This window comes from Pseudomonas sp. 1L-C-7-B-C1 (assembly GCF_057291635.1).
In genome coordinates this window covers 1-16493 of sequence record NZ_JBXAWH010000021.1, presented here as the reverse complement: position 1 = coordinate 16493, position 16493 = coordinate 1, and the positions used below count along the sequence as shown (strand labels likewise).

Below are 16493 nucleotides of genomic sequence, written 5' to 3'. Positions count from 1 at the left end.
AAATGTAACCGACCGCTCGCCATCCGTTGGTTACACTTCACATCCGGCGCGGCCTGCAGCCCTTCGCGCCTGTTCTGCCCCAATCTGATGATCCATCCGACACCCGCGCCGGCGACGCCGCCAATGACGTGAAGCGAGCCTGACCGACGATGCACATTCTGCTTATCGAAGACGACACCAAGACCGGCGAGTACCTGAAGAAAGGTCTGACCGAGTCCGGGTACAAAGTCGACTGGACCCAGCACGGCACAGACGGCCTGCACATGGCCCTGGAGCACAGCTACGACCTGCTGGTGCTCGACGTCATGCTGCCGGGCATCGACGGCTGGCAGATCATCGAAATCCTGCGGGCGAAGCAGGACGTGCCGGTGCTATTTCTGACCGCCCGCGATCAGTTGCAGGACCGCATTCGCGGCCTCGAACTAGGCGCCGACGATTACCTGGTCAAACCGTTTTCCTTCACCGAACTGCTCCTGCGCATCCGCACCATCCTGCGTCGCGGGGTGGTGCGCGAGGCCGACCATTTCCACCTGGCCGATCTGGAGCTGGACCTGCTGCGCCGAAGGGTCACGCGCCAGCAACAGCTCATCACCCTGACCAACAAGGAATTCGCGCTGCTGCATCTGTTTCTGCGCCGCGAGGGCGACGTGCTGTCGAGGGCGCAGATCGCTTCGGAAGTCTGGGACATGAATTTCGACAGCGACACCAATGTCGTCGACGTGGCGATCAAGCGCCTGCGCAGCAAGGTCGACACGCCCTACCCGATCAAACTCATCCACACCGTGCGCGGCATCGGTTACGTCTGCGAGGTGCGGCCATGCGAGCCCGACGCCCGCCATCCCTGACCCTGCGCGCGACCCTGGCGTTTTCGGTGGTGGCCATGCTCGCCGTCGCGGGCGCCGGCATGTACCTCTACGAAACCATGAAGGGCGCGGTGATGACCCGCAGCGACCATGCGGTGCTGGCGCGGCTGGATCACTTTCGCAAACTGCTGCAGTACGACCTGACCCTGACTACCTTGCAAAGCAGCCCGCAGCTGTTCGAGAACATGCTCGACAGCGAGGATGACATCTTCATCATCGCCGAGCCGGGCAAGCCAGCGGTGATCAGGGTCAATCCGCTGCATGCGTCCCTGCCGTCGATGCCAGTAGTGCCCGCGAACATGCCGCTGAGCGTGGGCGACATGCGCAGCGGCATGCTGGATTCAGGCGTGCCGATGCGCGCGGCGACGGTCGAAGCGGTGTCAGGCGGCAGGATCGTGCACCTGACGGCCGCGCACATCGAGGTCAAGGAAATGGCCACCCTGGCGGGTTTCCGCAATCGCATTCTGCTCGCCGTGGCCCTGGCCTTCGTGCTCACAGCCCTGCTCGGTTACGTGTTACTGCGCCGGGGTCTGCGGCCGTTGCGCAGAATGGCCAGCCATGCTGCAGCCATCACCCCGGCGCAGCTGGACAGCCGCATGGACAATCGCGACACGCCGGTGGAGTTGCAGCAACTGGGTGAAGCTTACAACGCGATGCTCGACCGGCTCGCCGATGGCTATCAGCGGCTGACGCAGTTTTCCGCCGACCTGGCCCATGAAATCCGCACGCCGGTGGGTTCGTTGATGGGGCATTGTCAGGTGGCCCTGCGGCAAGCGCGCACCGAGGATGAATACCAGGCGCTGCTGGCCTCGAATCTGGAGGAGCTGGAACGCATCTCGCGCATGGTCGAAAGCATTCTGTTCCTGGCGCGGGCCGATGAAGCGCAAGCCGCGCTCAACCGCCAGACGCTGGACCTGGCGGACGAGATGCAGCGAGTCGCGGGCTATTTCGAAGGGCTGGCGGAAGAGCGTGAAATCACACTGCACACGGAAGGCGACGCGCGTATCGAGGCCGATCCCTTATTGCTGCGCAGGGCACTGAGCAACCTGGTGGCTAACGCGATCCGCTACGCCGATGAAGGCAGTGAGATCAAGATTCGTGTGATCGAGAGCGGCCAGCGCTGCCGCATCGAGGTGGAGAACCAGGGCCCGACACTGGACGACGCGACCTTGGGCAAACTGTTCGACCGCTTCTACCGCGGCGATGCCTCACGCCACCAGAGCTCCGACTCCAATGGACTGGGCCTGGCCATCGTCGCCGCGATCATGCAGCTGCACGGCGGCGAGGTGTCGGTTAACCAGCCGGCGCCGGGGCGGATCTGTTTCGGGCTGGTGCTCCCACGATAGCGTGCAGCGCAGACTGTCACCTGCCGTCAGATGAACTGTGGGAGTGAGCTTGCTCACGAAGAGGCCGGTACATTCGCTAGATCTTCAGCGGTTGGAATTAAGCCTTCGCGAGCAAGCTCGCTCCCACCGGATCGGTGATCGACTCGGAATCTTGGTCATGCTGCGGGACCTGTGGGAGTGAGCTTGCTCGCGAAGAGGCCGGTACATCCGCTAGAGCTTCAGCGGTTGGAATTAAGCCTTCGCGAGCAAGCTCGCTCCCACCGGATCGGTGACCGACTCGGAATCTTGGTCATGCTGCGGGACCTGTGGGAGTGAGCTCGCTCACGAAGAGGCCGGGGCATTCAGTCGCGTCCTCCGGCGGCTGAAAGTAAGCCTTCGCGAGCAAGCTCGCTCCCACCGGATCGGTGATCGACTCGGAATCTTGGTCATGCTGCGGGACCTGTGGGAGTGAGCTTGCTCACGAAGAGGCCGGGGCATTCAGTCGCGTCCTCCGGCGGCTGAAAGTAAGCCTTCGCGAGCAAGCTCGCTCCCACGGGATCGCGCATCTGCCCGAGATATTCCGGATGTCGCAGGGCCTGTGAGAATGAGCTTGCTCACGAAGAGGCCGGGGTATTCAGTCGCGTCCTCCGGCGGCTGAAAGTAAGCCTTCGCGAGCAAGATCGCTCCCACGGGATCGGGCATCTGCCCGAGATATTCCGGATGTCGCAGGGCCTGTGGGAGTGAGCTTGCTCGCGAAGAGGCCGGTAGATCCGCTAGATCTTCAGCGGTTGAGATCAACTCTTCGCGAGCAAGCTCGCTCCCACAACGAAGGGGTTCGTTGCGAGACAGCAGTCTGCCCCAACCCTCACGCCTTCTTGTCGTGGGTCGCCACCAGTTTGTAGAACGTCGCCGCGCCGCCTTCGGTGGCGTAGCCGGCATTGTCCTGGGTGTAGACGCCTGCCTTGAAATACAGCGGCTTGCCCTTCCAGGACAGGTCGAGCTTGGCACCCCACTGCATGTCGTAGGCATTGACGGTCAGGTTGCCGGCCTGGGTCAGGTGGATGGTGTACGTGAAGCGTTGCTTGAGCAGCACGCCGGTGGCCACCTGAATGACTTCGGGCTCGGAAGTAGGCGTCGAGCGATACTTCACGACGAGGTTGCCGGTCTTGGTTTTTTCCTTGTACTGGTATTCGAGCTTGAGCAGCGGCTCGGTACTGCCATAGGCGTGGATCTGACCGATGACGATTTTGCCTGTTGAAGGCACTTGGTCCACGGTCAGCGCCGCACGCAGGAAATTGTCCGCGTCAGAGTAGGTCCAGTTGTGAACCGTACCGTTGGCGTAAGTCTCACGCAGTTCGGTGCGGGGAAATTTGGCATTGTCAGTCCTTGACCCTGTAACCGGCGCCCAGAAGAACAAAGTGTCCCCTGAACGGAAGTAACCATCCTGGTAACCGCCGACGAGTTTTGGCGTGTCGATGGTGGCGGCTGAGATACCGACCGGTATAGAAAGATTCCAGATGGCGAGATCAATCATGGGTGCACTCATGGTGCGCGTTGCGCACAGCAAAGAAGGTGTCTGGAACAGGCCTGTGACCGCCGTTCCCGTCACCTTTGCTATCGGCTGAACCGTTTGATCTTTAGTCGTCCCCGGAGTCAAGAAACCGCCGAAGCTGCGGAAGCAGAGCCCAAAGAAAGCACAGTGCCACTATTAAGGCAACGTGGCTCATTGCCCTCATCATTTGCCCAGCCAACGGAAACCGGGGAGCAAGGCTAATAATTTGGCGCCATTTTTTTGGAGGACCGCTTAGACGACGCTCAGAAAATTAGTTCAGCCAGCGAGGAATCAGCCGACAGACGGTATCGGAAAATCCCTGCTTCGGGCCGTTTCCCGGTCTTCCTTAGCGATCACAGGCATCTGGCGCGTCCTTTACCCTCTGCTGGATATCCGGCCGACCCCCTCCTGCGACGACCCGCTCGGCGCCCCACAACAGATTCCATTTGACGGCCCCACAGTGTTACAAGATATTATAGTTAGCAACCTAATAATGCAGCGCCTAATCATTCAGGCCCTAATCAAACTCGCTCACCGCTTCAATGGCCTTTTCATGAACCCTGACACCCTGCAAATGCGCATCACCGGCGGCGTTGTCGCCGCCTCCCGGCAGTGGCGACGCGTCTGCCAGACAACGCTGATCGACTCTGGCGTCACCGAAGCCTGCGCCGGTCCGTTGCTGATGATCGCGCGTCTGGGTGAAGGCGTACGTCAGGTGACAGTGGCCCAGGCCTGCGGGCTGGAAAGCCCTTCACTGGTGCGCCTGCTGGATCAGCTGTGCAAAGCCGGCCTGGTGCAGCGCACCGAAGACCCCACCGACCGCCGCGCCAAGGCCTTGAGCCTCACCGATGAGGGGCGCGCGCTGGCCAATGCCATCGAGGCAGAGCTGATCCGCCTGCGCCGCGACATCTTCAGCAACGTCGACCCGGCGGATCTGGAAGCGACGTTGCGCGTCTTCAGCGCCATCGCCCAAGCCACGCCGATGGCACCGGAGTCTTCATCTTGAGCGGTCTGTTCAAAGGCTTTTTCGACGGTGTACCGCCGGGCCGCGACTGGTTCTACGGCGTGCGCACGTTCGCGGCCTCGATGCTGGCGTTGTACATCGCACTGATGATGGAACTGCCCCGCCCCTATTGGGCGATGGCCACGGTGTACATCGTCTCCAGCCCGTTCGTGGCGCCGACCAGTTCCAAGGCGCTGTACCGCGCGGCCGGCACCTTGCTCGGCGCCGCCGCCTCTGTGGTGCTGGTGCCGATGTTCGTGCAGACGCCGTTTTTGCTGGCCGTTGTCATTGCCCTGTGGACCGGTACCCTGCTCTTCCTGTCCCTGCATCTGCGTACGGCCAACAGTTACGCGCTGATGCTGGCGGGCTACACCATGCCGCTGATTTCCTTTCCCGTGGTCGACAACCCCCAGGCGGTGTTCGACATCGCCGTCTCGCGCACTGAGGAGATCTTCCTCGGCATCGTCTGTGCTGCGGTGGTCGGCGCGATGTTCTGGCCCCGTCGCCTGGCGCCGGTGCTGGTGGATGCCATGGGCAAGTGGTTCAAGGATGCCTCTGCCTACAGCGATCTCTTTCTCTCCCGCAGCGCCACGCCGGAAGCAGTCGGCGGCCTGCGCACGGCCATGGTCGGCACGTTCAACAGCCTGGAGCTGATGATCGGCCAGTTGCCCCACGAAGGCGCCCATCGCCAGACCGTACGCAATGCCAAAGAATTGCGCGGACGGATGATTCATCTGCTGCCGGTGATTGATGCCCTCGACGATGCCCTCTGGGCGCTGGAGCGGCGTTCGCCCGAGCACGTCGCCGACCTCGCGCCCCTGTTGATCGAGTGCCGCGACTGGGTCGAACAGACCGCCAAAGGCGCGCCGATCAAATACTGGAAAGCGTTGCACACCGAGCTCGACCGCCTGCAACCCACGCCTGCGCAGATCGACGATCGCCGACAACTGCTGTTGTCTAACGCGCTGTATCGGCTGCGCGAATGGATCGACCTGTGGCAGGACTGCCGCAGCCTGCAGCACGCCATCGAGACCGATGATCACTCGGCCTGGCGCGCGGTGTATCGCCATTGGCGGCTGGGGCGGCTGTCGCCGTTTCTTGATCGCGGGATGATGCTGTATTCAGTGGCAACCTCGGTCAGCGCCATCATCGTCGCGTCGGTGCTGTGGATCTTGCTGGGCTGGCAGGACGGCGCGAGTGCGGTGGCGCTGGCGGCGGTGTCGTGCAGCTTCTTCGCGGCGATGGACGACCCCGCGCCGCAGATCTACCGGTTCTTCTTCTGGACCATGATGTCGGTGATCTTCGCCAGCCTCTATCTGTTCGTGGTGCTGCCCAATCTGCACGACTTCCCGATGCTGGTGCTGGCGTTTTCCGTGCCGTTTATCTGCGTCGGCACCCTGACCGTGCAGCCGAAGTTCTACCTCGGCACGCTGCTGACCATCGTCAACACCTCGTCCTTCATCAGTATTCAGAGCGCCTACGACGCCGACTTCGTCAACTTCGTCAATTCCAACCTGGCCGGGCCGGCGGGTCTGGCATTCGCCTTCGTCTGGACGCTGATCGTCCGGCCGTTCGGCACTGAGGTGGCGGCCAAGCGTCTGACCCGTTTCAGCTGGCGCGACATCGTCTCCCTCAGCGAAGACGCGACCCTGGCCGAGCACCGGCAAATGGGCGTGCGCATGCTCGACCGGCTGATGCAGCACCTGCCGCGTCTGGCAATCACGGCCCAGGATTCCACCAGTGCACTGCGCGAAGCGCGGGTCGCCCTGAACATGCTCGATTTGCTGGCGTACATGCCGCGGGTCGACCCGGTCCCGCGCCAGCTGCTGCGTCAGGTGACGAACGAGGTCGGTGCGCATTTCCGGGCCTGCCTGAAAGCCCGGGAGCGTTTGCCGGCGCCCAAAGGTCTGTTGATGACCATGGACCGCGCCCGCCGTGCGCTGGCGTTCAATGGCGAAGATGATGACGCCGCGCGGCTGAATCTGCTGCACGCCCTCAGTGGCTTGCGCCTGGCGCTGTTGCCGGGTGTGGAGATCGTCGATGTGCTCGCCGAGCAGGAAGAACAACCGCCCTATGGCATCGATGGAGCGCCGTTATGATCGGTGATGTGGACATCAGCGGGATCTTCCTGCCGACCTTTCTGGTGCTGATGGGCATCGCTTACCTGATTTTTCTGGTGGTGCACGCCGTGTTGACGCGCGCCCGCTTCTACCGCCTGGTCTGGCACCGGGCTTTGTTCAACGTCGGTCTATACGCTCTGCTGCTCGGCGTCGTGGATACCCTAAGTCGATACCTGATGACATGAAAAAACCTCTTCTGACGCTGGGCCGCGTGGTCCTGACCCTGCTGGTTGTCACCCTTGCCGCGATCGTCGTGTGGCGCATGGTGATGTATTACATGTACGCGCCCTGGACCCGCGACGGGCATATCCGCGCCGACGTGATCCAAATCGCGCCGGACGTTTCCGGACTGATCGAAAAGGTCGCGGTGAGCGACAACCAATTGGTCAAGAAAGGCCAGTTGCTGTTCACCATCGACCAGGACCGTTTCCGTCTCGCCTTGCGTCAGGCCCAGGCCACGGTCGCCGAGCGCAAGGAAACCTGGGAGCAGGCCCAACGCGAGAACCGTCGTAACCGCAGCCTCGGCAATCTGGTCGCCCGCGAGCAGCTGGAAGAAAGCCAGTCCAGGGAAGCCCGCGCGCTGTCAGCCCTGAACGAAGCGCAAGTGGCGGTTGATTCGGCGCAACTGAACCTGGACCGCTCGGTGATCCGCAGCCCGGTGGACGGCTACCTCAACGACCGCGCGCCCCGGGACCGCGAATTCGTCAGTGCCGGGCGTCCGGTGCTGTCGGTGGTAGACAGCAACTCGTTCCACATCGACGGCTACTTTGAAGAAACCAAGCTGGACGGGATTCACATCGGCTCCGGCGTGGACATCCGCGTGATTGGCGACAACGCCCGCCTGCGCGGCCATGTGGTGAGCATCGTCGCGGCCATCGAAGACCGCGACCGCAGCAGCGGCTCGAACCTGCTGCCCAACGTCAATCCGGCGTTCAGCTGGGTGCGACTGGCCCAGCGGATTCCAGTGCGCATTGCGTTCGACGACGTGCCGGCGGATTTCCGCATGATTGCCGGGCGCACGGCGACGGTGTCGATCATCGATGACGCCCGCACAGCTGCTCTGGGAAATGACCAACCCGTCCAGCCTGGAGCGCCGAAATGAACCACCGCGCACGCCTGCTGACGGTGGGCATGAGCATGTGCATGGGCTTGCTGCTGTCGGCTTGCACCGTGGTCGGCCCGGATTACACGTTGCCTGATCAAGCCGCCGTCAATCGCCCCGATCTGCAGGGCGAGCTGGCGGGTTCGTCGACCAATGTGGTGTCGGCGCCGGTGCCGGCGGACTGGTGGCGGCTGTATCACGATCCGAAACTCGATGAGTTGGTGGGCCAGGCGCTGGTGTCGAGCACCGATTTACGCGTCGCTGCGGCGAACCTGCAACGGGCGCGCTTTCAAATGAGCGAGGCCGATGCGGCGGGGGGCTGGAGCGGCACGGCCAAAGCCGGGGCGCAACGCTTGCAGGAAGCCGGGCAGGCCTATCTGCTGCCGGAAAAAGTCCCGGTGGCGAACGTCGGCGATGTCGGGCTGACCACCTCGTACCAGTTCGACCTGTTCGGCGTGCTGCAGCGCGGCATCGAAGCGGCCCAGGCCAACGCCGACGCGACCCAGGCGGCTGCCGATACGGCACGCATCACGTTGGTCGCCGATGTGGTTCGCGCGTACACCCAGGTGTGCGCTGCCAACGAAGAACGCAACATCGCCCTGCACTCTCTGGACCTGCAGCAGCAGAGCCTGAGCCTGACCCAACGCCTGCGCGATGCCGGCCGTGGCGATGAAACCCAGGTGACGCGCTCGCAAACCCAGTTCCGCTCGCTGCGTGCCGAGTTGCCGCGTTACGAAGCGGCGCAGAAGTCAGCGCTGTATCGCCTGTCGATGCTGCTCGCCCGCCCCCTCAACCAGTTGCCCCGAGGGGTCGCGGAGTGCGCCGAGCTGCCGCACATCGCTCAAGTCATGCCGGTGGGCGATGGCGCCGCGCTGCTCAAACGCCGTCCCGATGTGCGCCAGGCGGAACGCCGGCTGGCGATGTCGACGGCGGCCATTGGCGTGGCGACGGGCGAGTTGTATCCGGACATCAGCATCGGCGCGACCGTGGGCACCGTGGGGATTCTCGATGAACTGGGCGATCCGTCGACCAACCGCTGGGGCTTTGGCGGAGTGATCAATTGGACCATCCCGTCCAATGGCGCACGGGCGCGGATTCACATTGCCGAGGCTTCGAATAAGGTGGCGCTGGCGCGCTTTGATGGCGTGGTGCTCAACGCGATCCGCGAAGCCCAGACCGGGCTGTCCCAGTACACCGCGCTGCTGGAGCGCCGCGATGCGCTGGTTGAAACCGAGGAGTCGGCACGGCAGGCGGCGGACCAGACCCACCGGTTTTTCCTCGCCGGCCGCGAATCCTTCCTCGCCGACCTGCAAGCCACCCGCACCTACACCGACATCACCGCACAACTGGCGGCGGCGAACACCCAGGTTGCGATGGGTCAGATCGACCTGTTCCTGGCGCTGGGTGGGGGTTGGGAGAATGGGCATCAGTGAAATGCATGGTGTGTTGACTGGCCTCTTCCCGGCTGAAGCCGGTCCTACTAATCGACCGCGTGCATCCAGTGGTATTGGCTGGACCACTATTGTGGGACCGGCTTTAGCCGGGAAGGCGTCGGTCGTCACACCGCAAAAGTGATGCCGCTCACACCGGCCTATTCCCGGCTGAAGCCGTTGCTGCAATGGGTGCGCAGCCCGCTCACGCACCGCGTATTCGCTTGAGATTGAACCCCTGCGGACCCGTACTGCCTGACTCTTAATGACTCAGACCCATCAGCCCGGAGGCACCCCCGATGCGCACGCTTGAACTGGCAGACAAAACCGTCCCCGTTATCGGTCAGGGCACCTGGCACATGGGTGAGGATCGCCATCAGTTCGAGACGGAAGTCTCGGCGCTACAACTGGGCATCGACCTGGGCCTGACGCTGATCGACACCGCCGAGATGTACGGCGAAGGCGGCGCCGAGAAAGTCGTCGGCCAGGCTATCGCCGGGCGCCGCGACGAGGTCGTGCTGGTGAGCAAGGTCTACCCGCACAACGCGAGCAGCGCGGGTATTCCGGCAGCGTGCGAGCGCAGCCTCAAGCGCATGAACACCGACTACATCGATCTTTATTTGCTGCACTGGCCCGGTCAGTACCCGCTGGAAGAAACCGTCGAGGCCTTCGAGCGTTTGCGTGAAGCGGGCAAGATCGGTCGCTGGGGCGTGTCGAATTTCGACGTGTCCGACCTGCTTGAACTGGACGAGCTCGGCCTCGGTGGCGGGTGTGCCACCAATCAGGTGCTGTACAACCCGGAAGAGCGCGGCATCGAATACGACCTGCTGCCCTGGATGCAAACCGCCCGGATGCCACTGATGGCGTACTGCCCGATTGGTCAGGCCGGCAACTTGCTGATGAACCCGGCCATTCTCGAAGTCGCCGAACGCCACGACGCCACGCCGGCGCAGATCAGCCTGGCGTGGGTGCTGCGGCAGGACGGCGTGATCGCGATCCCCAAGGCCGTCACCCCCCATCATCTGGAATTGAACGCTGCGGCGGTTGATATCGAGCTGTCCATCGAGGATGAATTGTTGATTGATTCCTCATGGCCGGCGCCCTTGCGCAAGACGCGCCTGTCAATGGTCTGAACAAGATCGCTGCCAGACACAAACCGTCACAAAACTGTCAAAACCCCTTGCGATGATGCCGCCTTCGATCTCGTGCCCTGCGGGGCACTTCCCGTCTGCGAGCCTTCATGAATCAACGCATCGCCCACCATCAGGACTCCGATCTGTTCGGCTTGCTGTACGGCTACCGCTTCCGTCCCGGTGAGCCAGGTCGGGAGCTGGATTCGACGGCCGCGCTGGAATGCCTGCGCCGGCCGACCGAGCCGGACGAGTTTGTCTGGCTGCACCTGAACCTCACCCACGCCAGCTGCGAACGCTGGCTGAAAACCAATCTCGACCTGCCCGACGAGTTTCTCGAAGCGCTGCATGAGGGCTCACGCTCCACGCGCATTGAACACGTCGACTCCGCCCTGCTCGCGGTGGTTAACGACGTGGTCTTCGACTTCAACCGTATCTCCACCGACATCGCCACGTTGTGGGTCTGCGTGCGCAGCAACCTGATGATCTCCGCGCGCCATCAGCCCCTGCGGTCCGTGGACCGGCTGCGCTCCTCGGTCAAGCAGGGCGAAACCTTCCGCTCCCCCCTTGAGTTACTGGCCCATCTGCTGCGCGATCAGAGCGAGGTGCTGAGCCAGTTCATGCGCAAGACCAGCCTCAGCGTCGACAAAATCGAGGACCAGCTTCTGTCTCAACGTCTGAGCAACAACCGCTCGGAACTCGGCGCCATGCGTCGGGTACTGGTGCGCCTGCAACGGCTGCTGGCCCTTGAACCCGGCTCGCTGATGCGCCTGCTGCACCGACCGCCGCAATGGCTGCTGGAGGAGGATTTGCAAGAACTGCGGCAATCCACCGAAGAGTCGGCGCTGGTGATCAGCGACCTCACCGCCCTCGGCGAACGGATCAAACTGCTGCAGGAAGAAATCGCCGCCAACCTCAACGAACAGAGCAGCCGCACGCTGTTCACCCTCACCGTCGTCACCGTGCTGGCGCTGCCGATCAACATCGTCGCGGGTTTCTTCGGCATGAACGTCGGTGGCATACCGCTGGCGTCCGATCCCCATGGGTTCTGGGTGCTGGTCGCGCTGGTGGCGACGTTTACGTTTATTGCGGGACGGTGGGCGTTTCGCAAGAGTCGGGATTATTAACGGCATCTTTAACGGCGCGTCCATTGGTCCCTAACCCCAGCAAATCCGCACCAAACGTGACGCGTGTCGCATCTCTGTCACATTTTGTAATGATCATGGTCACTATCCCTCATTAACAGGATTGTGCCCCATGGCGACCCCCACACTGGCTCAAGGCTCTCTGCAACAGGGACCCGGACTGAGTGCTCAATTCGGGCGCAAGCCTGGCATGACGACGATGGTGATTTTCTTCGTTGTGCTGGCATTGGGCCTGTTCTATACAGGCTACAGCCTCAAGCAGGACATGGACGACCTGGGTACCGTCGTGCTGACCTGGACACCGTTCATTCTGCTCGGCGTGGCGCTGGTCATCGCGCTGGGCTTTGAGTTCGTCAACGGTTTCCACGACACCGCCAACGCCGTCGCAACGGTCATTTACACCCACTCCCTGCCGCCGAACTTCGCCGTGGTCTGGTCAGGAACCTTCAACTTTCTGGGTGTGCTGTTTTCCAGCGGCGCGGTGGCGTTCGGCATCATTGCCCTGCTGCCGGTCGAGCTGATCCTGCAGGTCGGTTCATCCGCGGGTTACGCGATGATCTTCGCCCTGCTGATCGCGGCGATCCTGTGGAACCTTGGCACTTGGTGGCTGGGTCTGCCAGCGTCGTCTTCCCACACGCTGATCGGCTCGATCATCGGCGTCGGTATCGCCAACGCGTTGATGCACGGCCGTGACGGCACCAGCGGCGTGGACTGGTCCCAGGCAACCAAAGTCGGCTATTCGCTGCTGCTCTCGCCGCTAGTGGGGTTCACCTGCGCCGCGCTGTTGCTGATGGCGCTGCGCATGTTCGTGAAGAACCGCGCGCTGTACAAAGCCCCGGAAGGCAACAAGCCGCCGCCGATCTGGATTCGCGGGCTGCTGATCCTGACCTGCACCGGCGTGTCGTTTGCCCACGGTTCGAACGACGGTCAAAAAGGCATGGGCCTGATCATGCTGATTCTGGTGGGTACGCTGCCGATGGCCTACGCGCTGAATCGCGCCATGCCGGCCGATCAGTCGGTGCAATTCGCTGCAGTCGCCCAGGTCACCCAACAGGCCCTGACCAAAGCGGCGCCGCTGCCCGCGCCGGCTGATTCACGTCAGACGCTGTCCACTTACATCCGTGACAAACAGGCCACTCCTGAGCTGGTGCCAGCGCTGGCCGTCATGGCCGGCAAGATCGGCGATCAGGTCGCCAGTTATGGCTCGCTGGCCAAGGTGCCGGCCGAGGCCACCGCCAACGTGCGAAACGACATGTACCTGACCTCTGAAGCCATCCGCGTGATGGACAAGAACAAGGTCGGCAATTTCGACGCAGACACCCAGGCCAAGGTCGATCAGTTCAAGCAGCAGATCGACACCGCGACCCGATTCATTCCGTTGTGGGTCAAGGTGGCTGTCGCCATCGCGTTGGGCCTGGGCACCATGGTGGGCTGGAAGCGGATCGTGATCACCGTCGGTGAGAAGATCGGCAAGACCCACCTGACCTATGCCCAGGGCGCATCGGCTGAAGTCGTTGCGATGCTCACCATTGGCGCGGCGGACATGTATGGATTGCCGGTCTCGACCACCCACGTGCTGTCCTCCGGGGTGGCCGGCAGCATGGTCGCCAACGGCTCCGGCCTGCAGATGCGCACCCTGCGCAATCTGGCGATGGCCTGGGTGCTGACCTTGCCCGCCGCGATCCTGCTGTCGGGCAGCCTGTACTGGCTGTTTACCCAGATTTTCTGATGCCGAAGCGTCTCCCGTACTGTCCTTCAGGCGATTCGGCGCCTGTTTTTTTGCGAGGTGTTCTGATCCGGCGCAGGTCTGTAACTCGCCCTAAATCGGGTAGGCGGGTTTGACAGGCCCACTGCAGATTCGCGTGGGATGCACGACTTGTGGGAGTGAGCTTGCTCACGAAGACGGCGTTTCAGGCTCCGAGAATGCAGCGGTTGTTCCGGCTCCTTCGTGAGCAAGCTCACTCCCACAAGATCCTGCCCGTCAGTTGCATCTTCAAAGGCTACAAATCCGGGCATATCTCTAAATGTTATAAAAATATGGAATTCAGTTCTTTTACGGAATAAATCGGAGCCTTTATAACGAGTGCACTTGTTACAAGCCCACCGATTCCGCTTGAAGGATTTCTCATGGATGTTTTCTGGTTTCTACCGACACACGGCGACGGTCATTACCTGGGCACGACCAAGGGCGCGCGCCCGGTCACGCTCAATTACCTGAAGCAGGTCGCCCAGGCCGCGGATGATCTGGGTTACCACGGCGTATTGATTCCGACCGGCCGCTCCTGCGAAGACTCCTGGGTGATCGCGTCGGCCCTCGTGCCTTTGACCGAACGCCTGCGTTACCTGGTGGCCATTCGTCCAGGGATCATTTCTCCGACCGTCTCCGCGCGCATGGCCGCGACGCTGGATCGTTTGTCGGGCGGACGCTTGCTGATCAACGTCGTGACCGGTGGCGACCCTGATGAAAACCGCGGTGATGGCAGCTTCCTCGATCACAGCGAGCGCTACGAAGTCACCGACGAATTCCTGAAGATCTGGCGCCGGGTGCTGCAAGGCGAAGCCGTGGACTTCGAAGGCAAGCACCTGAGGGTGCAAAACGCCAAAGCACTGTATCCGCCGATCCAGAAGCCCTATCCGCCGCTGTATTTTGGTGGTTCCTCCGAGGCGGCCCACGAACTGGCCGCTGAGCAGGTCGACGTTTATCTCACCTGGGGCGAGCCTCCTGCCGCCGTGGCCGAGAAACTGGCGGATGTGCGTGAGCGCGCCGCACGCAACGGTCGCACCGTCAAATTCGGCATCCGTCTGCACGTGATCGTCCGCGAGACCAGCGAAGAGGCCTGGAAAGCCGCAGACACCCTGATCGAGCACATCAGCGACGACACCATCGCCGCCGCGCAGAAATCCTTTTCGCGTTTCGACTCCGAAGGCCAGCGCCGCATGGCCGCGCTGCACGACGGCCGCCGCGACAACCTGGAAATCGCCCCCAACCTGTGGGCCGGCGTCGGCCTGGTACGGGGCGGCGCGGGCACGGCGCTGGTGGGCAATCCTCAGGAAGTCGCCGCTCGCATCAAGGAATACGCGGACCTGGGCATCGAAAGTTTCATTTTCTCCGGCTACCCGCACCTGGAAGAAGCCTACCGCTTCGCCGAACTGGTGTTTCCGCTGTTGCCTGAGCCGTATCGCAGCCTGGCAGGCCGCGGCATCACCAACCTCACCGGCCCGTTCGGCGAGATGATTGCCAACGATCTGCCGCCGCAGAAATAGCATCGCAATCGCCTCACCTGCAGGAGTGACCGGGGTGGCGCTGCACCTTGCCCGCGAATCGCGGTGTGCCTGGGAGGACATCATCGCCTCGTATACCGAATTCGCGGGCACTGTAGAGCGCCACACCGGTCGCTCCTGCAGGGATCGCCCGTTTGCTGTGCGACCGCGACAAGGAGTCCTTCATGACAGCCAGCCTCCCGTTCCAACCACAAGTGACCCCTATGCAGCTATTGACCCTACCGCCCTCGCCAGCCCTGGCGACTTCGATACGCGCCACCGCGCAGGTGTTCGAAGACCCGAGGTCCCAGGCGCTGCTGGCCCACATCGAGCAAGTTGCACCCAGCGATGCCAGCGTGCTGATCATCGGCGAAACCGGTACCGGCAAAGAGTTGGTGGCCCGTCACATTCACAACCTGAGCAGCCGTCGTCACCAGCCCTTCGTGGCGGTCAACTGCGGCGCGTTTTCTGAATCCCTGGTGGAAGCCGAGCTGTTCGGCCAGGAAAAAGGCGCGTTCACCGGCGCCCTCACGGCCAAGGCCGGCTGGTTTGAAGAAGCCAACGGCGGGACCTTGTTTCTCGACGAGATCGGCGACCTGCCCCTGGCGATTCAGGTCAAGCTGCTGCGCGTCCTGCAGGAGCGCGAAGTGGTGCGACTGGGCTCGCGCAAAAGCACGCCGATCAACGTGCGGGTGCTGGCGGCGACCAACGTTCAACTGGAACGCGCCATCAACGCCGGACACTTTCGCGAAGACCTGTTCTATCGCCTCAACGTCGTCAATCTGGAGCTGAGCACCCTGCGCGACCGGCCGGGCGACATCATGCCGCTGAGCCGCCACTTCATCGACGTCTACAGCCAGCGTCTGGGCTGCGGACCGATCCAGATCAGCGCCGATGCCGAGCACAAGCTGCGGACCTACGGCTGGCCGGGGAATATTCGCGAGCTGGAGAACGTGATTCACCACACCTTGCTCATCTGCCGCAACGGCGTGATTCAGTCCAGCGATCTGCGCCTGTCGAACCTGCGCCTTGAGCGCCAGGAGGATTCAGCCCCCGCCGTCGACGATTCAACCGAAGCGCTGCTGGCCCGAGCATTCCAGCGTCTGTTCGAAGAGCAGGCCGGCGCGCTGCATGAGAAGGTCGAAGACGCCTTGCTGCGCGCGGCCTATCGCTTCAGCCACTGCAACCAAGTGCACACCGCGCAGTTGCTGGGGTTGAGCCGCAATGTCGTGCGCGCGCGGCTGATCAAGATCGGCGAACTGGCCGTCAACAAGCGCCGTCCCGGCGAACAGACCCAAGGTGAGCAGATGCTGCATTTGTCGGTGTGAACGCTGCGCAGAATCTACAAGACTCTTCGTGAGCAAGGTGGAGCGCCACCCCGGTCACTCCCACAAGTCCCGCCCCAGTCGAATATCTGCGGCTGACCCACTACCGGTGGGAGCGAGCTTGCTCGCGAAGGCTTACTTGCAGCCCGGAAGAAAGTGGCTGAATGCACCGGCCTCTTCGTGAGCAAGCTCACTCCCACCTGTCCTGCGGCTGCCGAATTTCTGGGGCAGACCACG

The 16493-nt window shown here is 62.6% G+C and carries 13 protein-coding genes; 12 read left to right on the top strand and 1 reads right to left on the bottom strand.

Annotated features, from left to right (window positions below; all coding sequences use genetic code 11):
* Positions 1-149: 149 nt before the first annotated feature.
* Together AC0Z8Z_RS24770 and AC0Z8Z_RS24765 are read left to right on the top strand one after the other, a co-directional pair.
* Positions 150-845 (top strand): heavy metal response regulator transcription factor, encoded by a 696-nt coding sequence (locus tag AC0Z8Z_RS24770; protein ID WP_205482804.1) that lies wholly within the window; start codon positions 150-152, stop codon positions 843-845.
* Entirely contained in the window at positions 818-2209 is a 1392-nt protein-coding gene (locus AC0Z8Z_RS24765) for a heavy metal sensor histidine kinase (protein WP_485620881.1), read from the top strand. Before AC0Z8Z_RS24770 ends, AC0Z8Z_RS24765 begins: the two co-directional genes overlap by 28 nt.
* A gap of 844 nt (positions 2210-3053) precedes the next feature.
* Here AC0Z8Z_RS24765 and AC0Z8Z_RS24760 read toward each other — a convergent pair.
* Positions 3054-3722: a polysaccharide lyase family 7 protein gene (locus AC0Z8Z_RS24760; protein ID WP_485620880.1), complete on the bottom strand. Its 669-nt coding sequence runs from the start codon at positions 3720-3722 to the stop codon at positions 3054-3056.
* Between the two features lie 571 nt (positions 3723-4293).
* Here AC0Z8Z_RS24760 and AC0Z8Z_RS24755 point away from each other — a divergent pair.
* The 10 genes from AC0Z8Z_RS24755 (at position 4294) to AC0Z8Z_RS24710 (ending at position 16259) form a co-directional block, all read left to right on the top strand.
* Entirely contained in the window at positions 4294-4746 is a 453-nt protein-coding gene (locus tag AC0Z8Z_RS24755; protein WP_122622691.1) for a MarR family winged helix-turn-helix transcriptional regulator, read from the top strand.
* A gap of 5 nt (positions 4747-4751) precedes the next feature.
* Positions 4752-6842, top strand: a complete 2091-nt coding sequence (locus tag AC0Z8Z_RS24750; protein ID WP_485620893.1) for an FUSC family protein — start codon at positions 4752-4754, stop codon at positions 6840-6842.
* Positions 6839-7048 (top strand): DUF1656 domain-containing protein, encoded by a 210-nt coding sequence (locus AC0Z8Z_RS24745; protein ID WP_122534409.1) that lies wholly within the window; start codon positions 6839-6841, stop codon positions 7046-7048. Before AC0Z8Z_RS24750 ends, AC0Z8Z_RS24745 begins: the two co-directional genes overlap by 4 nt.
* Positions 7045-7965 (top strand): efflux RND transporter periplasmic adaptor subunit, encoded by a 921-nt coding sequence (locus AC0Z8Z_RS24740; protein ID WP_485620879.1) that lies wholly within the window; start codon positions 7045-7047, stop codon positions 7963-7965. Before AC0Z8Z_RS24745 ends, AC0Z8Z_RS24740 begins: the two co-directional genes overlap by 4 nt.
* Positions 7962-9398 (top strand): efflux transporter outer membrane subunit, encoded by a 1437-nt coding sequence (locus AC0Z8Z_RS24735; protein WP_485620878.1) that lies wholly within the window; start codon positions 7962-7964, stop codon positions 9396-9398. Before AC0Z8Z_RS24740 ends, AC0Z8Z_RS24735 begins: the two co-directional genes overlap by 4 nt.
* Before the next feature lie 296 nt (positions 9399-9694).
* The gene (locus AC0Z8Z_RS24730; RefSeq protein WP_485620877.1) at positions 9695-10528 is read left to right on the top strand and encodes an aldo/keto reductase; all 834 of its coding nucleotides are present in this window, start codon (positions 9695-9697) and stop codon (positions 10526-10528) included.
* A 107-nt stretch (positions 10529-10635) separates the two neighbouring features.
* Positions 10636-11652 (top strand): transporter, encoded by a 1017-nt coding sequence (locus AC0Z8Z_RS24725; protein WP_122534405.1) that lies wholly within the window; start codon positions 10636-10638, stop codon positions 11650-11652.
* 130 nt (positions 11653-11782) lie between these two features.
* Entirely contained in the window at positions 11783-13399 is a 1617-nt protein-coding gene (locus AC0Z8Z_RS24720; protein WP_172612784.1) for an inorganic phosphate transporter, read from the top strand.
* Between the two features lie 398 nt (positions 13400-13797).
* A complete protein-coding gene (gene ssuD / locus AC0Z8Z_RS24715; protein WP_172612785.1) occupies positions 13798-14934 on the top strand; it encodes an FMNH2-dependent alkanesulfonate monooxygenase in 1137 nt (378 codons plus the stop codon).
* Between the two features lie 221 nt (positions 14935-15155).
* Positions 15156-16259 (top strand): sigma-54 interaction domain-containing protein, encoded by a 1104-nt coding sequence (locus tag AC0Z8Z_RS24710; protein ID WP_485620892.1) that lies wholly within the window; start codon positions 15156-15158, stop codon positions 16257-16259.
* Positions 16260-16493: the final 234 nt, after the last annotated feature.